The sequence below is a fragment of the Lysobacter sp. A289 genome (assembly GCF_054072675.1).
In genome coordinates, this window is record NZ_JBSVRN010000001.1 from 176,894 (window position 1) to 196,855 (window position 19,962).

At 65.4% G+C, this 19,962-nt stretch carries 19 protein-coding genes and 1 riboswitch; of the genes, 10 read left to right on the plus strand and 9 right to left on the minus strand.

Annotated features, from left to right (window positions below):
* Window positions 1–59: 59 nt before the first annotated feature.
* Window positions 60–983, minus strand: coding sequence for an Hsp33 family molecular chaperone HslO (hslO, locus tag ACW5DN_RS00830; RefSeq protein ID WP_456962917.1), 924 nt, complete (start codon window positions 981–983; stop codon window positions 60–62).
* Between the two features lie 168 nt (window positions 984–1,151).
* Here hslO and mtgA point away from each other — a divergent pair, with 168 nt between their 5' ends.
* From mtgA to ACW5DN_RS00845, 3 genes are read left to right on the plus strand one after another with little or no spacing between them, the layout of a single operon-like run.
* Entirely contained in the window at window positions 1,152–1,874 is a 723-nt protein-coding gene (gene mtgA / locus ACW5DN_RS00835; protein ID WP_456960874.1) for a monofunctional biosynthetic peptidoglycan transglycosylase, read from the plus strand.
* Between the two features lie 45 nt (window positions 1,875–1,919).
* The gene (locus tag ACW5DN_RS00840) at window positions 1,920–2,963 is read left to right on the plus strand and encodes a glycosyltransferase family 2 protein (protein WP_456960875.1); all 1,044 of its coding nucleotides are present in this window, start codon (window positions 1,920–1,922) and stop codon (window positions 2,961–2,963) included.
* Window positions 2,923–3,351, plus strand: a complete 429-nt coding sequence (locus ACW5DN_RS00845) for a CBS domain-containing protein (RefSeq protein WP_456960876.1) — start codon at window positions 2,923–2,925, stop codon at window positions 3,349–3,351. The genes ACW5DN_RS00840 and ACW5DN_RS00845 overlap by 41 nt, the downstream gene beginning before the upstream one ends.
* A 37-nt stretch (window positions 3,352–3,388) precedes the next feature.
* Here ACW5DN_RS00845 and ACW5DN_RS00850 read toward each other — a convergent pair whose 3' ends face one another.
* Window positions 3,389–5,263, minus strand: coding sequence for an AsmA family protein (locus ACW5DN_RS00850; protein WP_456962918.1), 1,875 nt, complete (start codon window positions 5,261–5,263; stop codon window positions 3,389–3,391).
* Window positions 5,264–5,478: 215 nt separating this feature from the next.
* Window positions 5,479–7,083: a peptide chain release factor 3 gene (locus ACW5DN_RS00855; protein WP_456960877.1), complete on the minus strand. Its 1,605-nt coding sequence runs from the start codon at window positions 7,081–7,083 to the stop codon at window positions 5,479–5,481.
* A 241-nt stretch (window positions 7,084–7,324) separates the two neighbouring features.
* Between ACW5DN_RS00855 and ACW5DN_RS00860 the strand changes: the two genes are divergently transcribed.
* The 3 genes from ACW5DN_RS00860 to ACW5DN_RS00870 all read left to right on the plus strand — a co-directional run bounded on the left by ACW5DN_RS00860 (window position 7,325) and on the right by ACW5DN_RS00870 (window position 10,235).
* Window positions 7,325–8,125 (plus strand): V4R domain-containing protein, encoded by an 801-nt coding sequence (locus ACW5DN_RS00860; protein ID WP_456960878.1) that lies wholly within the window; start codon window positions 7,325–7,327, stop codon window positions 8,123–8,125.
* A 78-nt stretch (window positions 8,126–8,203) separates the two neighbouring features.
* Window positions 8,204–8,947 (plus strand): MHYT domain-containing protein, encoded by a 744-nt coding sequence (locus ACW5DN_RS00865; RefSeq protein WP_456960879.1) that lies wholly within the window; start codon window positions 8,204–8,206, stop codon window positions 8,945–8,947.
* Between the two features lie 166 nt (window positions 8,948–9,113).
* On the plus strand, window positions 9,114–10,235 hold the full coding sequence (locus tag ACW5DN_RS00870; RefSeq protein ID WP_456960880.1) for an HDOD domain-containing protein: 1,122 nt from the start codon (window positions 9,114–9,116) through the stop codon (window positions 10,233–10,235).
* 13 nt (window positions 10,236–10,248) lie between these two features.
* Here ACW5DN_RS00870 and ACW5DN_RS00875 read toward each other — a convergent pair whose 3' ends face one another.
* Together ACW5DN_RS00875 and ACW5DN_RS00880 are read right to left on the minus strand one after the other, a co-directional pair.
* Entirely contained in the window at window positions 10,249–11,196 is a 948-nt protein-coding gene (locus ACW5DN_RS00875) for a peptidoglycan DD-metalloendopeptidase family protein (RefSeq protein ID WP_456960881.1), read from the minus strand.
* Window positions 11,193–12,284 (minus strand): phytase, encoded by a 1,092-nt coding sequence (locus tag ACW5DN_RS00880; protein ID WP_456960882.1) that lies wholly within the window; start codon window positions 12,282–12,284, stop codon window positions 11,193–11,195. The genes ACW5DN_RS00875 and ACW5DN_RS00880 overlap by 4 nt, the downstream gene beginning before the upstream one ends.
* Before the next feature lie 151 nt (window positions 12,285–12,435).
* Window positions 12,436–12,560: riboswitch (SAM riboswitch) on the plus strand.
* A gap of 65 nt (window positions 12,561–12,625) precedes the next feature.
* On the opposite strand from ACW5DN_RS00880, the gene metX reads away from it, so the two are divergent.
* From metX to ACW5DN_RS00895, 3 genes are read left to right on the plus strand one after another with little or no spacing between them, the layout of a single operon-like run.
* Window positions 12,626–13,729, plus strand: coding sequence for a homoserine O-succinyltransferase MetX (metX, locus tag ACW5DN_RS00885; RefSeq protein ID WP_456960883.1), 1,104 nt, complete (start codon window positions 12,626–12,628; stop codon window positions 13,727–13,729).
* Complete coding sequence (gene metB, locus ACW5DN_RS00890) at window positions 13,726–14,949, plus strand: cystathionine gamma-synthase (protein ID WP_456960884.1); 1,224 nt, start codon at window positions 13,726–13,728, stop codon at window positions 14,947–14,949. Before metX ends, metB begins: the two co-directional genes overlap by 4 nt.
* Window positions 14,946–16,127 (plus strand): homoserine dehydrogenase, encoded by a 1,182-nt coding sequence (locus tag ACW5DN_RS00895; protein WP_456960885.1) that lies wholly within the window; start codon window positions 14,946–14,948, stop codon window positions 16,125–16,127. The genes metB and ACW5DN_RS00895 overlap by 4 nt, the downstream gene beginning before the upstream one ends.
* 56 nt (window positions 16,128–16,183) lie before the next feature.
* Here the strand turns inward: ACW5DN_RS00895 and ACW5DN_RS00900 are convergent, their stop codons facing one another.
* On the minus strand, window positions 16,184–17,566 hold the full coding sequence (locus tag ACW5DN_RS00900) for an L-serine ammonia-lyase (protein ID WP_456960886.1): 1,383 nt from the start codon (window positions 17,564–17,566) through the stop codon (window positions 16,184–16,186).
* Between the two features lie 103 nt (window positions 17,567–17,669).
* On the opposite strand from ACW5DN_RS00900, the gene ACW5DN_RS00905 reads away from it, so the two are divergent.
* A complete protein-coding gene (locus ACW5DN_RS00905; protein ID WP_456962919.1) occupies window positions 17,670–17,897 on the plus strand; it encodes a glutaredoxin family protein in 228 nt (75 codons plus the stop codon).
* A 1-nt stretch (window position 17,898) separates the two neighbouring features.
* Here ACW5DN_RS00905 and ACW5DN_RS00910 read toward each other — a convergent pair whose 3' ends face one another.
* From ACW5DN_RS00910 to ACW5DN_RS00920, 3 genes are read right to left on the minus strand one after another with little or no spacing between them, the layout of a single operon-like run.
* A complete protein-coding gene (locus ACW5DN_RS00910) occupies window positions 17,899–18,519 on the minus strand; it encodes a YceI family protein (protein ID WP_456960887.1) in 621 nt (206 codons plus the stop codon).
* Entirely contained in the window at window positions 18,509–19,090 is a 582-nt protein-coding gene (locus ACW5DN_RS00915; protein ID WP_456960888.1) for a cytochrome b, read from the minus strand. Before ACW5DN_RS00915 ends, ACW5DN_RS00910 begins: the two co-directional genes overlap by 11 nt.
* On the minus strand, window positions 19,087–19,851 hold the full coding sequence (locus ACW5DN_RS00920; protein WP_456960889.1) for a YceI family protein: 765 nt from the start codon (window positions 19,849–19,851) through the stop codon (window positions 19,087–19,089). The genes ACW5DN_RS00915 and ACW5DN_RS00920 overlap by 4 nt, the downstream gene beginning before the upstream one ends.
* Window positions 19,852–19,962: the final 111 nt, after the last annotated feature.

Consider the following 19,962-nt stretch of genomic DNA (forward strand, 5'->3'; position numbering starts at 1 on the left):
GAGTCTCGATACTAGGATGTTTATGTTTCTTTAACAATCAACAGGATGTGAAGACGGTCTCATTGCAGACGCGCCGGCGCATGCATTTGGGCCGTTGCGATGGCCAGCAACTCTCGAATCCGCGTTTCACTGAAGCTATAACGCTGGCCACAGAATTCACAACGGATCTCCGCGTTGCCATCCGATGCCGCCGCGGCCGCGAGCGCTTCCTGCTCTCCCAGCGACACCAGCATCGCCTCGACCCGCTCGGTGGAGCACGAGCAGGCGAAAGACAATGGCTTGTCCCCCAGCAGTTGTACGCCGTCTTCATGAAACAATCGTGTCAGCAGCTCCTGGGCGGGGAGATCGAGCAGCTCATCCTCGGAGAGGGTGTCGAACAACGCGGTGGTGCGGGTCCAGCCGTCCTGGTCGCCTTCGTCACCGGGGAGTTTTTGCAGCATCAAGCCGGCAGCGCGTTCGCCATCGCTGGCGAGCAACAGCCGGGTCGGCAACTGCTCGGACTGGCGGAAGTAATCTTCGAAAGCGCCTGCCAGCGAATCGGCCTGCAGCGCTACAAGGCCTTGATAGCGCATCGGCTCGCGTCCGGTGCTGGATGGATTCTCGATGGTGATTGCCAGCACGGCGCCATCGCCCAGTTCACGCAGGTCGCGCGATACCGTGTTGCGCGCCGGGTCATGAGCGGGATCGGCCAGCTGGACGACGCCGCGCAGGGTTCCGGCGGAGGTGCATTCGACAAACAAGGTGCGCAACGCACCGCTGCTGCTCAGCTGTACCGATAGGCGCCCCTCCACCTTGGCATGGCCGGTGAACAGTGCCGCCGCGGCAGTCGCCTCACCAAGCATCTCGACCGCCGCCGGGGCTTGTTCGTTGGCGTCGCTCATCCGGTCGCGGATGTGTTGCCAGGTGGCCTGCAGGTGCACGCGCACACCGCGGACGCCGGCCTGGTTGATCAGGAACCGGGTCAGCCGGTCACTGTCGGCAATGTGCTTGGGGCTGGTGCGGGTCTGGGTCATGGCGGTTTGTGCGACGGGGCGAAGATGCAAGGATAATGCGCGACAACCCGGTTCATTTGAGCGCGGGAGGTTGAACCTTGGAGGTGGGGCTTGTCGGGCAGGACGCAAGGTGGAAGCAGGAACCGCCGCGGCCGAGTCTTGCGCGGCCGACGTTGGGTTCGGTGGCTGTTGGCGTTGCCACTACTGTGGTTGCTGGTCACGACAGTACAGGTGGCGGTGTTGCGCTTCGTCGATCCACCGTTTACCGCATTCATGGCCGCTCGCCAGTTGGACGCCTGGAGCGAGGGCGACCGGGACTTCCGGGTGGCCTACCACTGGCGTGATCGTGATCAGGTGTCTTCGCACCTGGCCGTGGCGGTGATCGCGTCCGAAGACCAGCGATTCGCCGACCATCACGGCTTCGACCTGAAGGCGATCCGGAAAGCCCGCGCGCGCCATGAGCGTGGCGGCAAATTGCGCGGCGCAAGCACCATCAGCCAGCAGACGGCCAAGAACCTGTTCCTGTGGAGCGGGCGCAGTTGGGTGCGCAAGGGCATGGAAGCCTGGTACACCGCGTTGATGGAATTGATGTGGCCCAAGTCGCGCATCATCGAGGTCTACGTCAACATCGCCGAGTTCGGGGACGGCGTATATGGCGCGCAGGCGGCGGCGCGTGGCTACTTCGGAAAGGATGCCGCGCAACTGAGCCCGGCCGAAGCGGCGCGTCTGGCGGCGGTGTTGCCAAGCCCGAAACGCTACAGCGCCGCCAGCCCGGGGCCGTATGTGCAGCGACGCACCCGGCAGGTCCAGCAGCAGATGCGGCAAATTGGCGGCGCCGCCTACCTGGAACGCCTGGATCGACGCGAGCCCGACAAGAAGTAGCGGGCCCGGCGGCGTGGACCGCGCCCGGTCGGATACCATGCCGGAATGAGTACCCAGCACTTGCCCGATGATTGCCTGACCGTTGTCGTTGCGGCCTTCAATGAGGCGGAAAGCCTGTCGCTGCTGCAGCCGCGCATCGCCGCGGCATTGCAGGTGGTGGCCGATGAGTACGGCATCGAAGGCACGGTGCTGTACATCGACGATGGCAGCGTGGACGCGAGCTGGAGCGTGCTGCAGCAACTGGCGGCGGCGGATCCCCGCATCTCTTTATTGCGCCTGTCGCGCAACTTCGGCAAGGAACTGGCTTTGACGGCGGGCCTTGACCGGGTCGAGCGCGGGGCGGCGATGATCCTGGATGCCGATGGCCAGGATCCCCCGGAGCTGATTCCGCGCTTCGTCGGCCTGTGGCGCGAAGGCCATGATGATGTCTTTGGCACCCGGCTGGTTCGCGAGGGCGAGGGCTGGCTCAAGCGCGCGACGGCGCACGTGTTTTACCGGTTGATCGGGCGGCTGTCGAAGACCCCGATCCCGGCCGACACCGGTGACTTCCGCCTGTTGTCGCCCCGCGCGCTCGACGCGCTGCGACAGATTCGCGAGCGCCATCGCTTCATGAAGGGCTTGTTCGGCTGGGTCGGCTTCAATCGCGTTTCGCTTCCGTACCACCGCGAGGCGCGGCTGGCTGGTGCGAGCAAGTTCAACCTGTGGCGGTTGTGGAACCTCGCCCTGGAAGGCATCACCAGTTTTTCCACCGCGCCGCTGCGGCTGGCGACCTACCTGGGGCTGCTGACGGCGCTGGTGGCGTTCGGCTATGGCGCGTGGGTGATCGGCAAGGCGCTGCTGTGGAGCGATCCGGTGCAGGGTTGGCCGACGATGATGGCGGTGATCCTGTTCCTGGGTGGGGTGCAGTTGATCGCGCTGGGACTGATCGGTGAGTACCTGGGCCGGCTGTACGAGGAATCGAAGCAGCGCCCGCTGTACCTGGTGGACGCCTGGCAGCCGGCGTCCGGGGTATGCTCGGAGCAGGTTCATCCCGTAGGAGGACAAGGCCATGCGCAACGTACGGCACCTGCTCGAAGCGAAAGCCTCTGAGGTTTATGCGATCGGCCCGGATGCGCCGATGATCGACGCGATCCGGCTGATGGCCGAGAAGCACATCGGTGCGTTGCTGGTGATCCACGATGGCCGGCTGGCCGGAATCGTGTCGGAGCGCGACTACGCGCGCAAGATCGTGTTGCAGGGGCGCTCGTCGGCCACCACGCCGGTGCGCGAGGTGATGACCGTCGATGTGCTCACGGTGGGCCTTGATGACACTGCTGAACATTGCATGGCGCTGGTCACCAACCAGCGCATACGCCACTTGCCAGTGGTGGTCGAGGGCGAGGTGATGGGGCTGGTATCGATCGGCGACCTGGTGAAGGCGGTGATCGAGGACCAGCAGGTCGAGCTTGACCAGTTGCAGAGATACATCGCCAGCTGAAGCACGACGGCGGTGCGACCAGGCGCGTTACCACTAGCTACTTCGCGTACTTGCCGCCGCAGCCCGAATCCTCTCCCGGACCCAGTTCCAGCGTCGCCAGCAACGCGGCCGGCGGGGCGATGCTGCCCAGGGTCAGGGCGATCGCGGCGCGTAGGCCGATCGCGCCCATGTCCGGGCGGAAGTCCGGGTGCCTGAATGTCCCATCGAGCAGCAACGGAGCGCGGAAGGCGAACAGGCTGCGATCCTTCGGGCGTGGCTTGATGACAAGGTCCAGATGCTCGGTGGCGAGGTTGATCGTGCCTTCGCCGACCAGGATAGTGTCGGTGGTATCGACCGCGAGCGAGCGCACCGTCATCACGCCGTCGTCGACCTTGAAGTCGCCAAACGCGCAGCGGATCGGGATCAGCTGGTCTCCGGTCAACTTGAACTTGATGATCTCCGCAATATCGATACCGGCCATCTCCATCAGCAGGTTGCTGATCTTGCCTTGGCCGATGCCGAGCGCGACCTCGCCGTCGCTGCTGCCCAGCATCGCGGCGATCGAATTGCCGCTGCCATCCAGGGTGGCATGGCCGCTGAGCTTGCCGATGGCGTTCTGGACCAGTTCCACCGTGGGCAGCAGTTCGCTGAGGGTCAGGCCGCTGGCGGCCACGTCGGCATTGGTGTGGATGGTCGCCTCGCGCGCGTTCATGCGCACCGTCGAACGGATCTGGCCATCGGCGACGCCGAAGTTCAATGGGTCCAGTAGCAGCAGGCCGGCGTCGAGTTTCAGGTGCGCGTCCATGTCGTCCAGTGGCAGCGACGGAGAGTTGATGCGCGTGGCTTGCAGGCGCACGTCGGCGTCCATCGCGCGCAGTTTTTCGAGTTGGTAGGGCGTGTCGGGCAGCACGCGCGCGCTGGTTTTTTGCTGCGCCGCCTGGGCGGCGAGTTCGGGGTTGGTGGTCTCGCCCTTGCCGGCCTGCGGCGCGCCGCCGATGAAGCCGGCGAGGTCGTCGAAATCCAGTCGCTTCGAGTGCAGGTTCGCGCGCAGGAAAGGCCGCTTGCCACCGGTGGTGAAGGCGGCGTCGCCGCCCAGGTCGCTGTCGCCGACCGTGCCGGCGAACTTGTCGTAGTGCCAAGTGGTGCTCACACCCTTGATGTCGCGGTTCAAGCGACCGTCGAGGGTGTAGGGCGGGGTTGGTGGCAGCGCGACGCCGATCAGCGGATACAGGTCTTCCAGGTTTTTCCCGGCAAGCGTCAGTTGCAGGTCGAAATCGCGCAGGCGCAGCGGGTCGCGCAGGGTGCCGCGGGCATGGGCCTTGGTGGCGCCGGCCTGTGCGTGGACGTCGATGTGGTACGGGGCCTCGGTGTCGCGCAACTCCAGCGGCGATTCGGCGCTGCCGTGCAGGGTGAACTTGTTGCCGTTCCATTGCCCGCCGCCGTCGACCTTGATCGGTGGGGCGTTGCGCGGGTCGCGCGCCTGCGAGCTGGTTACATCGACCTTGATGTCGGTCTTGGCGGCGGCATCCAGGAACGTAAGCTTTCCGTCGTCGATCCATATGCGTCGGAACTGCAGGTCGGTATCGCCGCCGGTGCTGCCGAACTGCCAGTTGCCGCCGCCTTTCGGGTTCGCTTCCAGGTTCAATCTGGGGGTGGCCAGGCGCAGCTCGGGAATGCGGACCTCGCCGCGCAACAGCCGGCGCAGGTCGATGCTGATATCGACCCGGTCGGCGGTCGCCATGGTTGGCTGCCGTGACCAGTCGGCGTTGCCGAAGCTCAGCTGGTCAGCGTGGATCGTCGGCACCCAGCCCAGGTCGACATCCAGGTCGCCGCCGATCTTGAACTCGCGCCCGGTGCGTGCCTCGACCTGACGCTCTACCGGCCCCTTGAGCCAGTTCCAGTCCCACAACAGGACCAGCACGATCAATGCCATCACCAGTACGCCCAGTGCAGTCAGCCAGGGATGGCGGCGCGGCTGTTGCCACCAGCGTCCAGCGTTGCCGGCGCCGGAGGTCTGGCCGCCGGGTTGCTGTGGCGTGTCCGCGGCGGCGGGGGCTGGCATCGGTCGGAACCCTCAGGAGGACATGCTGTCCACCTTCGATACTGGCCGGTAAAGCGGGAGTGAATACGTTGTGGCGTGTTCAGTGGCTAGCTCACGCTCACCGCATGTGCCTGCTCGCGGGTGGCAAGGAATTCGACATCCGGTGCGCGCTCCTGTGCCAACTGCAGGTTGACCCGGGTCGGGGCGAGATAGACCAACTGGTCGGCTGCATCCAGGGCAAGGTGGCTGGCATTCTTGTCGCGGAACTGCTCCAGCTTCTTCTCGTTGTCGCAACGGATCCAGCGGGTGGTGGAGACGGCAACCGACTCGAAGATCGCGTCCACGCCGTATTCGGCCTTCAGCCGGTAGGCGACCACCTCGAACTGCAATACGCCGACCGCGCCCAGGATCAGGTCGTTGCTCATCAGTGGCCGGAAAAACTGGGTTGCGCCTTCCTCGCTCAGTTGGGCGAGGCCCTTTTGCAGTTGCTTTAGCTTGAGCGGATCGCGCAGGCGCGCACGCCGGAACAGTTCCGGTGCAAAGTTGGGAATGCCGGTGAAGGTGATCGGCTCGCCTTCGCTGAAACTGTCGCCGATCGACACGGTGCCGTGGTTGTGGATGCCCAGCACATCGCCGGAGTACGCGGTCTCGGCGATCTCGCGGTCGCTGGCCATGAAGGTCAACGCGTTGGCGAGCTTGAGTTCCTTGCCAGTACGCACGTGGAAGGCCTTCATGCCGGCGGTGAACTTGCCCGAGCAGATCCGCATGAAAGCGACACGGTCACGGTGCTGCGGGTCCATGTTGGCCTGGATCTTGAACACGAAGCCGGTCAGCTTGTCTTCGGTCGGATCCACGTCGCGGGTAGTGGTCGCGCGCGGCTGCGGGCTGGGAGCATGCTTGACGAAGAAGTCCAGCAGCAGCTGCACGCCGAAGTTGTTGACCGCCGAGCCAAAGAACACCGGGGTCTGTTCGCCGGCGAGGTATTTGTCCAACTCGAACGGATGGCTGGCGCCCTGGACCAGTTCCAGCTCCCCGCGTGCCTCGGCCAGCGCCGCAGCGCCGATCCGCGCTTCCAGCCCGGGGTCATCGATGGAGGAAAAGATGGTCGAATCCTGGCGGGTGAAGTTGCGCCCCTGCTCGTACAGATGGACCTCACCGGTCACCAGATGGACCACGCCCTTGAGCCGCTTGCCCATCCCGATCGGCCAGGTGACCGGCGCGCACTGGATGCCCAGCACGCTCTCGACCTCGTCGAGCAGGTCGATCGGGTCCTTGCCATCGCGGTCCAGCTTGTTGATGAAGGTCATGATCGGCGTGTCGCGCAGCCGGCAGACCTCCATCAGCTTGATGGTGCGTTCTTCCACGCCCTTGGCCACGTCGATCACCATCAGTGCCGAGTCGACCGCGGTCAGCACCCGATAGGTGTCCTCGCCGAAGTCCGCATGGCCCGGGGTGTCGAGCAGGTTGACGATGTGTCCGTTGTAGGGGAACTGCATCACCGAGGAGGTCACCGAGATGCCGCGTTCCTGCTCCAGCTTCATCCAGTCGGAGGTGGCATGGCGGGCGGCCTTGCGGCCCTTGACCGAGCCGGCCATCTGGATCGCGCCGCCGAACAGCAACAGCTTCTCGGTCAGCGTGGTCTTGCCGGCATCGGGGTGGGAAATGATGGCGAAGGTGCGGCGGCGCAGCGCCTGCTGGGAGACATCGGACATGGGGACGGCGTGCACGGGCACGCCAGCAGAGCGGGGAAGGACGCAATTATAGGGGGTGGTGGCAAGTCGTCGTCATGCGACGGCGATACCGTGCAGCCAGCGAGTGTTTTCGGCGAGTGCAGGGCAGTGCTTGCGCAATACATGGGCATCGGTTTTACTGAAACGAGAATCGTGGTGGTGTAAAGGAAGTTTCCGAATACCACCACTTATCGGACTTGTATCTGCACTCAGGGGAGGGGGCATGATCCAGTTGGAAGTTCAGGTCGTATCCGATCATCGGGAAGGGCTGCTGGTTGAGCTTGGTCGGGTAGTACACAGCAACGGCTTTACCGTACAGCGTCAACGACTGACCAGGGGCAGTGCGGGAGAGGCCTGCCTGACCTTGCTGATACGTGGCCCGGCGGAGCGACAGATGGTGCTGGAGGAGGCCCTCGCCACGCATACGCGGGTGCGCAGCTTCGAAGCGGCGCTGTACGACGGTTCTCCGGCCAGCGTTGCCTCGTCGATGCTGGGGTCGGCAGCGTCACCTCTGGCTGCATCGGCCGTGTCTGCACCGCCTGCCTCTGCGCCCGCACCGACACCCATGGAGGCGACAGAGACAGATTCGCAGAAGGTGGAGGCGGCGCTGCCGCAGATCGCAAAGGACTACCCCAAAATTTTCCCCTGGCTGCTCAATCTTGAGCGGTCGCTGGCGCCGGACGCGCGTCACGCCTCGTTGCACCTGGCGGGCCGTCGCACTGGTGCTTGGGTATACAAGCGTGATTTCTCCCTTGGTGCGAAATTGCAGCTTCACGACGCAGTCAAGCGCATCGGATTGCCGGCGTTGCGTGCATTGGCCCCGGTCGAGTTGCAGGGCGAACAACTGCGGTTGTCCGATCATCCGCTGGCGAAGCCCGGGGTGGAGTCGGGCAGCTGCCGCTTCTTCTGCGGCTACCTGGAAGGATTGCTGAGCGAATCCGTGCAGGGGGAAAGGGTTTACGTGCGCGAGACATTTTGCCGCAGCACGGGTGCGGACGCCTGCACGTTCGAAATATCTCACTGACGGTTTCCGCCGTTGCGATCCAGCCGGCGCTGCCGGCGAGTACTCCGTCGTTCCGACGCTGACCAAAGGGGGTTGGGCATGCATGCTGCACATCAGGATTACAGTTTTTTTCTAGTCGCACTGTCGTACGTAGTTGCCGTGCTGGGCTCATTCACGGCCTTGCAGTTGGCCATGGCCATTCCCGGGGCGCGCGCAGGACAGCGCTGGAGGGCCGTGCTGGCTGCGGGCACGGCCGTGGGTGTCGGTGCGATCTGGACAATGCATTTTCTCGGCATGCTGGCCTGCGACATCGGCATGGAGGTCGCCTACGACATTCCAATGACGGTCCTGTCGGCGCTGATTGCGCTGGTTGCCTGTTCGCTCGGCTTTGGTTTGGCAGGCAGCGGAGCCTTTGGTTGGTCCAAGCTGGTCAGTGGCGGCGTCTGCATGGGGCTGGGAGTGGTGGGGATGCACTACCTGGGCATGATGGCGATGCTGATGCCGGCCACGATGGAGTACAACACCGGACTGGTCGCGCTCTCGGTAGCCATTGCCATCGTCGCGTCGATTGCGGCGCTGTGGCTGGCCTTCAACTTGCGCGGCCGCTGGCAGATGGTGGGCAGTGCGCTGGTGATGGGCCTGGCCGTCTGCGGCATGCATTACACCGGCATGGCAGCGGTGGAGTTCATTCCCAACGGCGGCCAGTTGCCCGCCAACTTCGAGCAGGGCCTGCGTGGTGACTACCTCGGCATGAGTATCTTTATCGTGGCGGTACTGCTGCTGATGATCACCCTGATGGTCAACGTCTTCCGCCAGCAGCGTCGGGCGGCATTGAGCATCTGATGGTGCGAGCGGCGGCGCGCACGGGCACGTCAGCAGAGCGGGGAAGGGGGCAACTATAGGGCTGGCGAATGTGACCGGGTTCCGGACTTGCCTAAAGTCTGGAAGACACTGGCCGCTACACCGGTTGGGCGGGCGTTTCGTTCGCCACGTCTATGGAGAATTATCAGTGTTCATAGTTATTGCCGGTGAGGATGCAGGACAGGCCGATGAGCTGAAGTTGGTGCTTGCCGATTTCGGACTGGATTGGCAGGTTGAGTGCGTCGCTGACGCTGCCGCCGTCATTACCCTGGGCCGGCCGGTCGACGTACTGGTCACGGACCTGGGCTTGCATGGCTCCCACGTGCTGACCGAGCTGCGGGCCAAGCACCCCGATGCGGTGCGGATCCTGCTGCTGGAGCGTGGGCAGGGTGGCGAGGCCATGCACGCCCTGGCTGGCGCGCACCGCGTACTGCACAAACCACTGGACGGCGGTGAGCTGATCGATGCGGTCGAGGGTTTCATCGATCTGCGGGAGTTGCTGGACAACGAAGAGCTCAAACGAAGTGTCGGGCAGGTCGAGTCGTTGCCGCCGGCGCCGCGGATGTATATCGAACTGGTGCAGCTGATGGGCGATCCGGATGTGAGCATGGCCGAGATCGCCTACGTGCTTTCACAGGACCCGGCGCTGGCGGCCAAGGTGCTGCGACTGTGCAACTCCGCATTTTTCTCCGCCGGACGGGAGATTACCGATATCCGCTCGGCGGTGACCCGCCTGGGAATGGGCATGCTGGGACAACTGGTTCTGGTAAGTGAAGCCTTTGGTGGATCCGACGAGGAGACCACCAGTGTTGACCGGGAGGCGATGCAATGGCGCGCGCTGGCCACGTCGCGCCTGGCCCGGAAACTGCTGGCCGGCCCCAGCGCCGAGTTGGCGGCCACCGCCGGGCTGCTTGCCGAGGTGGGCCTGCTGTTACCCGGCATTGGTGGCGAGACCGACCCGGAACTTGCATCCGAGCCTGACGGCGATGCGGACATCAGTGCGGCCAGTCCGGGTTACGCCGAGGCCGGCGCATACCTGCTTGGCCTGTGGGGGCTGCCGATGCCCATCGTGGAGGCCGTGGCCCATCAATCCCGGCCACGCCGCATGCGTTCCACCGGTTTCTGGGTCACCGGCGCGGTGCATGTCGCCGCCGCGCTGGTGCGCGACACGCCGGTGGACGAAAGCTACCTGCACGCGGTCGGCATGCTCGACAAACTTCCCAAGTGGCGGGTGATGTCCGAAGAGTTGGGCCAGGCGGAAGCGGCCTGAGCCGGCATCGCGGTCACCATCCGGAGACGTCGCTGCTCAATGCAGCGGCGGGACGCGATGGTTCAATCTCGACGCCCTCCATCCGAAATGGCAGTGAGACCAGCCGCATGCCCCGGTTCACCTGCACGGCGAAGTGCAGGTGGGGGCCGGTGGTGAAGCCGGTGTTTCCCGACAGGCCGATTTGCTGGCCGGCGGTGACGCGTTGGCCGGTGTGGACCAGCACGCCATCGACCTGCAGGTGGGCGTACAGGCTCATCGCGCCGTCGTCGTGCAGCAGCCGGATGAAATTGGCGCGACCGGCGTAGGCATCCCGGTCCAGGCTGGTGCGTTCGAAGCCCTCTTCCAGTTGCATCACCACGCCGCCACGTGCCGCCAGTACCGGTGTCCCGACCGGTACAGCGAAGTCGACCGCATAGCGATTTTCCGGGTCGTCGTGGCTGAAGGTTCCGCCATAGCCCTGGTCGATTTCCGGGGTGTCGCGCGCCACCGGCAGCAGGTAGGTGGTATCGCCAGGTGCCGCGCTCGGGTTGCCCGGCAGGCTGTCCATGCGCAGGTCGAAATCCACCCGCTGGCCCGGATTTGTTGCTCGCAGTACCGACACTACGGTGCTGCCGCCGGTGGGAACCGTCGCTCGCGCCGGTAGTGCGGGATCGCTGGTGGTGTTGCGGTGGTGCCGGTAATGCAGCATCACCTCGATCGGACCGCTCAGCTGGTTGTCGGCCCAGACGTAGTACTCGCTGCCGCGTGCCTCGATCCGCAGCCGGGCGATCGCCGCGGGCTCGACGAAGGCCGGAATCCTGCCGCTCTGCATTTTGGGAGGGGTGTCCCGGAGCTGGCGGTCGCCGTAATGGTTGACACCGTTGGCATCGGTCCAGCGGTACAGGGTGCCGGCGAGGGCGAGCGGCACGATGCTCATCAACGCGATCGCCAAGCCCGGTACCAGTCGCCGGGAGCGCTTCATCGGGTGCCCGTGCAATCCGCGGAAAGGCCGAGGGTGCTGGCGATGTCCGCAAGGTCGAATGCGGCTATCGCCCGGTCGTCGTGCACGGCGGCCAGCACGCCATCAGGAAATGCCGGCGTGCTGGCGGCGTGCAAGGCAATGCCGTCGGTACCGGAGGTCACCTGGCCCTGGAAGCTGCCCACCGGACGCAGGCTGTTGCGTTCGAACACGTGGAAGCTCGTCAATGGGTCGTGTTGGTCGACCGCAACCCAGTAACCGGCGCCATTGCGGCACGGCCACAAGGCAATGCCCTCGGCGTCGGCAGCAAACGTGCCCGACGGCAGGCTGACGCCGGTGTAGCGGCCGTCGAGGGTGTACTCGCGCAAGGTGGACATGCGGCGACTTTGGTTGCCGGAGTGATGCTCGTCGGCAATCAGCAGGCGGTCGTGGGCGGCGTCGCCGGCAATCGACTCGACCACCTGCAGCGCCCCGGGCCCCCGGGTCTCACCAAACGACCCGAGGTAATTGATCTGCAATTCACCGATTGCATCGGTCTGCGCGCGGAAGCGGCGTACGCGCTGGTCGAGCTCGGGCAGCGGCGGCACGATGTCGTAATGCTCGCCGTACATGAAACTGTCGGTGACGTAGATATCCAGTTCGCCCGGTGCGGTGCCGTTGATCCAAAGGCCGTAGGGACTGCGCAGCACGTCCTCGCCGAAACTTGCGACGGGCTGCAGCCCGGGCAGGTCGAACACCTGCAGCCGGTGGTTATCGCGTTCCACGACAAACAGGCGGTCGCCATGCACGGCGACGCCGTTGGGCCGGTTGAATTGTCCAGTGTTCTTGCCCTTGCCGCCGATGGTGCGCATCAAGGTGCCGCTGTCGACATCGAACACCATCAGCTCGTGGGTCGATTTGGCGCTGGCGATCAACCAGGTCTTGCCGTCGTGTGCGCGCCAGGTCGCCAGCGAGTCCAGCTCGGCTTTCGCATACGGCTCGGAGACGTAGCGCTCTGCGACGGTGTGAAGCCCGGTTGCCGGGAGGGAGGCCGTGGCGCATGCGCTGAGCAGGAGCGCGATGCAGGCGATGGCAAGCAGGCGACAGATCATGCGGCGGTATCTTCGTCGGGCGGGTGGCGATGGGGCGGCAGTGTAGTGGTTTGTCGGCAGCGCCGAGATTTCCGTGACCGGAGAATTTTATCAATCGCTTGATCCGGATAAAGCGATTGACACTTTGAAAGTACGCTGGCAGACTCTTTCGCATCCATCGAGACCGGCAGAGGGACAGGCCCTTTGAAGCCGGGGCAACCCAGCGCAGCGCAAGCGGCGCGAAGGTGCCAATTCCTGCGGTACCCGGTCCTCTGGCCGGTCACCGAAAGATGGTTGTCCGGCTCGCCCTCGGGGTGTGCCGGCCATCCTGCTCGATGGCTCCCGCCACTCCGGAAGCCGCCATGAGCCTGCAACTTGCCCCGTTTGCCACCCCGTCTCTTTCCGACTGCGACGACGATGCCGCCCTGGCGGACACCCCGTCGCCCCTGACCGTCTCAACCGATACCGCTGCGGCTGGCCATGCCCGACGTGGCGAGATCCAGGTCGAGCTTGATTTGCGCCATTCCGGCCGGCGCGCGCTGGTGGTGCGCTATGAGTGGATCGGCGATCCCGGGTTGCCGGTGGTGCTGGTGGCCGGCGGCATTTCCGCCGACCGCCACGTCGCGGCCAGTGCGACCTTCGGTGACGCCGGCTGGTGGGACGCGCAGTGCGGGCCAGACCGTGCGCTGAATCCCGGGCATCACGCCATTTTGTCCCTCGACTGGGTCGGCAGTGACGGTGCGCTGGACGCACCGATCGACCCGGCCGACCAGGCCGATGCGGTTGCGGCGCTACTGGATGGCTTGGGCGTGGAGCGGCTGGCCGCCTTCATCGGCTGCTCCTACGGTGCCATGGTCGGCCTGCAGTTCGCTGCCTTGTACCCGGACCGCCTGCACCGGTTGGTGGCGATCAGCGGCTGCCATCGTTCCCACCCCTATGCCAGCGCGTGGCGCGCGTTGCAGCGACGTGCGGTCACGCTGGGTGCGCTGCAATGCGACGACACCCACGGACTGGCGCTGGCGCGTCAGTTGGCGATCCTGAGTTACCGCACGCCGGATGAGTTCGACGGCCGTTTTGGCGCCGCCAAGGTGGTCAATGGCCAAGTGCGGGTCGCGGCCGAGGACTATCTGGAGCACTGCGGAAACCGCTACGCCAGCCGCACCGCCGCGACCGCGTTCGTGCGTTTGTCCGAGTCGATCGACCTGCAGGCGCTGTCACCGGAAACGGTGCGGGTGCCGGTGACCGTGGTCGCGGTGGCCGAGGACCGGCTGGTCCCGGTGGCTGACGCCTATGAGCTGGTCGAGCGCCTGCGCGGCGAGACCCGCCTGCAGGTATTGCGGTCGCTGTACGGCCACGATGCCTTCCTCAAGGAACCCGAAGCGATCGACCGCATCCTGCGCGAGGCGTTGCTGGATGTCGCCGATGCCCAGGCATCCATTGAAGCCGACGCGCGGGCATCGGCATGAGCCTGCATTCGCTGGACTGCCGTGGCGGTCATCGTGTCACCACCGCGGTGCGTGCCGGCATCGACCGTGACCCCGCGTTTGGTGCGGTGACGCCACCGCTGGTGCTGTCGTCCAACTTCAGTTTTGCCGGCTTCAACGACAAGCGCACTTACGACTACACCCGCAGCGGAAATCCGACCCGCGACCTGCTCGGCGAGGCACTGGCCGAGCTGGAGGGTGGCGCCGGCGGTGTGATCACCGCGACCGGCATGGCCGCGATCACCCTGGTGCTGAACGCATTGCTCAAGCCCGGCGACCGGCTGGTGGTACCGCACGATGCCTATGGCGGCAGCTGGCGGTTGTTTGATGCGCTGGCAACCAAGGGCGCGTTCCAGTTGATCACGGTCGACCTGACCGATCCGCGCGCGCTCAGCGAGGCATTGGCGCAAAGCCCGGCATTGGTATGGATCGAAACGCCATCCAACCCGTTGCTGCGCATCACCGACCTGCGCTTCGTGATCGAGGCCTCGCATGCGGCGGGCGCGCGGGTGGTGGTCGACAACACCTTCCTGTCACCCGCGTTGCAGCAGCCCATCTCGTTTGGCGCCGACGTGGTGGTGCATTCGACCACCAAGTACATCAACGGCCACAGCGACGTGGTGGGCGGGGCGGTGATCGCCAAAGACGCCGAGGTGCACCAGGCGTTGGCGTGGTGGGCCAATTGCCTGGGGATCACCGGTTCACCGTTCGACAGTTTCCTGACCTTGCGGGGTCTGCGCACGCTGGATGCGCGCCTGCGCGTGCATCAGGAAAATACCCTCGCCCTGGTCGAGTTGCTGGATGCGCATCCAGCCGTGCGCGTGGTGCATTACCCGGGGTTGGAGAGCCATCCGGGTCATGCCGTCGCTGCTCGCCAGCAAAGCGGATTCGGCGCGATGCTGAGTGTCGAGCTGGAGCATGGCGAACTGGGTGCAGAAGCAGCGGTACGCGCGTTCCTGAAGGGGCTGGAGTACTTCACCCTGGCCGAGTCATTGGGCGGTGTGGAAAGCTTGGTGGCGCACGCGGCGACAATGACCCATGCGGCAATGTCGGCCGAAGCGCGGACGCAAGCGGGCATCGGTGACGGGCTGCTGCGGTTGTCGGTCGGCATCGAGCATGTCGATGACCTGGTCGCCGACATCACCGCCGCGCTGGAGCGCGTGCACGCGACGCGGGTCGACAACAAACGCGTGGCGAAATGAATGCCCTGATCGCCGAGCGTGCCGGCATCGCGCACGCGGCCAGTAGCCCCCTTGCGGCTGGCAATAGCCGCTTGCCGATCGCGCGGGTCGCATTGCTGGGTACCGGCAATGTCGGCCAGGCGGTGTTGGCCCGGATGGCAGACTGGACGGGTACGCGATTTGGCGATGCATTGGCGCTGGCGCACGCTGGCAATTCGCGCATTGCCCTGCAGAGTGAGAGTTTGTGCCCGGCCGATGCGCGGACGTGCTTTGCCAGTGGTTCTGGCGTAAGCGACGTAAGCGCGATGACTGCCGCCGATCGCGGATCGGTGGATCTGGATCGGTTGCCACGGGCGCTGCATGGGAGCGGAAATCGCATCGTCATCGATGCGACGGCCAGCGACGAAGTGGCCGGGCACCATGCGACCTGGCTCGCACAAGGCATCCATGTCGTCACCGCGTGCAAGCTGGGGCAGGGCACGTCGTTGACCCGTTGGCGCGAGATCCGCCACGCGGCCGAGCACGGCGGCACGCAGTATGGCGACAGCGCGACGGTTGGTGCCGGCCTGCCATTGCTGCGCACGATCCGCGAACTGCAGGCCGGCGGCGACCGTATCCATGCCATTGCCGGGGTGTTGTCGGGATCGTTGGCATGGCTGTTTAACCACTACGACGGGTTGCGCCCGTTCTCGGGTTTCGTCCGCCAGGCACGTGATGCCGGTTACACCGAGCCCGACCCGCGCGAGGATCTGTCGGGCGAAGACGTGCGGCGCAAGATCCTGATCCTTGCCCGCGCGGCCGGGGTTGAGTTGGAGGCCCGCGAAGTCGAGGTTGCATCGCTGGTGCCCGAAGCGCTGGAGGGTGTGGCCCGCGCGGGTGTCGATGCGGCATTGCCGGCGCTGGATGCGCCATTGCGCGACGGTTTTGCGGCGGCCCGCAAGCGCGGCGAGGCCTTGCGCTTCATCGCGCGCCTGGACAGTTTCGGCAAAGGCCGGGGCAAGGCCCGTGTCGGCTTGGAATCCCTGCCGCAAGACCACCCGCTTGTCGCAGGTGCAGGAACCGACAACAAGCTCGCCATCTGGTCGGATCGCTATCGCGAGCAGCCGCTGGTGATCCAGGGCCCCGGAGCAGGTGCCCACGTCACCGCCGCGGGCTTGCTTGATGACGCCCTTCGGATTGCGCGATCAACACCTTGCTGAGCAGTTGCTCTTGCTTTCCGACCCGTAAATGACGGGCCGATGGCGGGAGGCGTGCCTCAACACTCGATGACGTTCACCGCGAGCCCTCCACGCGAGGTCTCCTTGTATTTGTCCTGCATGTCGCGGCCGGTGTCGCGCATGGTCTTGATGACCTTGTCCAGGCTGACCTTGTGCTGGCCGTCGCCGCGCATAGCCAGGCGCGAGGCGTTGATCGCCTTCACCGAGCCCATCGCGTTGCGCTCGATGCAGGGGATCTGCACCAGCCCGCCAATCGGGTCGCATGTCAGGCCGAGGTTATGCTCCATGCCGATCTCGGCAGCGTTCTCGATCCGGCTCGGGCTGCCGCCCAGCGCCGCGGTCAAACCGGCGGCGGCCATCGAGCAGGCCACACCGACTTCGCCCTGGCAGCCGACTTCGGCACCGGAGATGCTGGCGTTTTCCTTGTACAAAATGCCCACCGCAGCGGCGGTCAGCAGGAAGGTGCGCACGCCTTCGATGTTGGCGCCGGGAATGAAACGCTCGTAGTAATGCAGCACCGCCGGGATGATGCCGGCTGCGCCATTGGTCGGGGCGGTGACCACGCGGCCGCCAGCGGCGTTTTCCTCGTTGACCGCCAGCGCGAACAGGTTGACCCAGTCGAGCATGGTCAGCGGATCGTCGTGGTCGGACGGCGGACGCTCGGTCAGGTCGGCATGCAGCCGCGGTGCGCGGCGACCCACGCGCAGGCCGCCGGGCAGGGTGCCGGGTGAGCGGATGCCGCGCTCGACGCAGGACTGCATCGCCGCCCACAACTCGTCCAGCCCGGCGTCGATTTCGGCCGGGGTGCGCCAGACCTGCTCGTTGGCGTACATCATCTGGGCGATGGTCAGGCCGGTTTCTTCCGCCCGCGCCAGCAGCTCGTCGCCGGACGAAAACGGGTAGGGCACGGCGCTGGTGTCGGCGACGATACGGTCCTCGGCCGCCTCGTCCTGGTTGACCACGAAACCGCCCCCGACCGAGTAGTAATCGCGCGTGGCGATGACCTCACCGTCCGCATCAAAGGCGGTGAAGCGCATGCCGTTGGTGTGGAACGGCAGCTTCTGCCGCTTGTTCATGATCAGGTCGTGCTTCTCATCGAAGCCGATCTCGTGGCGGCCGGACAGGCGCAGGCGCTTCTCGCTGCGGATCCGTTCCAGCGTGCCGGGAATGATGTCCGGGTCGATCTGGTTTGGCCAATGGCCTTCCAGCCCCATCATCAGTGCCTTGTCGGTGCCGTGGCCGCGGCCGGTCATCGCCAGGGAGCCGAACACCTCGGCCCGCACGCGCGCGGTGCGATCAAGATCGCCGTTGTCGACGATCCAGCGCTCGATGAAGCGGGCGGCCGCTCGCATCGGCCCAACGGTATGGGAGGAGCTCGGCCCGATGCCGATCTTGAACAGGTCGAAACAGCTGACGGACATGGAGTATCCAGAAAAATGGGCGGGTCGCGCGGTGCGGCCTATCATAGCCCGCAGCGTCATCCGTCTCCCGCCCTCCACTGCCGTGGTTCATGCCTTGATCCCAGTGCTCACCTTGTTCCAGCGCGATGATTGCCACCTGTGCGACTTGGCGTTGGCGGTGCTGGCCGGCGCGGGTACGCCGGATTTCGAAAGCGTGTTCATCGATGGCGACGAGGCGCTGGAAGCCCGCTATGGCGCGCGCGTGCCGGTGTTGCGCGACGAGGCGCGATGCCTGGAGCTGGACTGGCCGTTTGATGAGGCTCGGCTGGCCGGGTTCCTGCGCCGACCCTGACTCAGGGGGCGGGCTGCAGGTTGACGCGGGTGCTTACCGCGACCGCGTTGGGAATCATCGACACGTCGGCCCAGTCGCCGCCGCCAACGCCAAATGCCAGGCGCTGGATGCCCGCCTTGCCCGTCAATACCGGGTTGGTGCCTTCGGTCCAGGTGAACTCCAGCGTGACCGGGTGAGTAACCTGACGCAGGGTCAGCTCGCCATCCGCGGCATAACGGTTGCCGCCAAGGTGACGGAACTGGCTGGCGTGGTAACGGGCCTGTGGGAATGCCGCGGCGTTGAAGAACTGGCTGCCCTGCAAGGTCTCGTCGCGCTCGGGGTTGGCGGTGGTCGCGCTGGCTAGCGGAATCACCACGTCCAGCTCAGCGTCTTCCAGTTGCTGTGGGTCGAAGCGCAGCGTGGTGGTGAATTGCTGGAAGTGACCGCTGAAAATCTCGCCCTCGAATCCTGACGCGAAGGTCAGGGTCGAGCCGGGTGCCTGCACGTAGTTGGCGGCCAGCACCGGTGCACTGACCAGCGCCAGCGCGGCGGCGAGCAAGCCGAAGCTGATCACACCGACGCCGAGCCTGCGGTTGGCAAGCCGGGCGCCCGGGCGGCATCGGTAGTGGCAATCAAGTGTCATCTGGGGACTCCGGGTCGGTCGTGCGTGGTTTGGGCAGCATGCGTCGCAAGGTCGCATCGCCTTCGAAGAAATGATGATAAAAGGCCGCGCCCGCGTGCAGGACGACCAATGCCACCAATACCCAGAACAGCCATTCGTGGGCACCGTGGGCCAACTCGCGCAGTGCCGGGTTGGGGCCGGTGAGCTTGGGCACTTCGAACAGGGTGTACCAGTGCAACGGACGCAAGCCACTGGCGGAGTCGTATAACCAGCCCGACAGCGGCATCGCGAAGATCAACGCGTACAGCAGGCCGTGGGTGATCGAGGCAATGCGCGATTGCCAGCTCGGCAGGCCCGGCAGCCGGTCCGGGGCTCCCGCGTACACGCGCCAGGCCAGTCGCAACACCGTCAAGGCGAGCACGGTCAGGCCGGTGGATTTGTGCAGGTCGTAGACCCAGAAATACTTCGGGGATTTGGGCAGGCTGTCCAATGAAAGGCCGATCACCGCCAGGCACAGCAACAAGGCCACGATGACCCAGTGCAGCCATTGGCTGACGGCGCCCCAGCGGTCCACGGGATTTTTGAGGCTCATGGCTGCAACTCGACGTGGATCCGGGTCGGCTCGCCCAGCTCGGTGACCGGGGGGATGGTGGGCAGTATGGGCATCGGTGCCTCGGGGGTGGTTGCTGTTGGTGGTGGTTGCAACAGCTCGGCGGCTGTCGAGCGACGCGCGTGGATCGCTTCGGCTTCGATTCGTAAACTTACTTCATCGCCGATCATCGACGGCCATGCGTCGATGCCGAAGTCGCTACGGCTCAGGGTGGTGGTCGCGGAGAAGCCCACGGTGCGCCGGAACGGAGGCATCGGGTGGCGCTTGATGGCATTGAGGACGACGTCCAGGCACAGCGGCCTGGTCACCGCGTGCAACGTCAGCTCACCACAAACCCGAGCGTGCGTGGCGTCATGACCGGTGACCGTGGTTGAGCGGAAATACGCGCTTGGGTAAGTCCTGGCATCGAGCAGTCCGGAGGCCAGCACCGCCTCGTTCCAGTCGGCGTCGCCAAGCTCCAATTGCGCCAGCGGTACGGTTACCTGCAGTTGCGCGCTGCTCCAGTCGTCAGGGTCGAACAACAACACCCCATCGCTGCCCGATACCGTTCCCAGTGCCTTGGAAAAACCCGCGTGGGAAACGGCAAACATCACCCGGGTATGCACCGGATCCAGCGACCACGCATCGGCCTCGGCGGCACCGGCTGCCGCGCAGGGCAACGCCAGTACTGCCAGCAACACGACCCCGCGGCAGCGAGCGAGCTTCGACGCGGAACAGGGCAACGGCGCGGAGGGAGTCGGCATCCATTGGATTCTAGGCGGTACCGACCGGCTTTGCCGACGATGGCGCCTACGCCGATCCAGTGCAGTAATGCTCGTTGATCCCCGCCCACTTGCCTGCCGGTGTGCAATCAA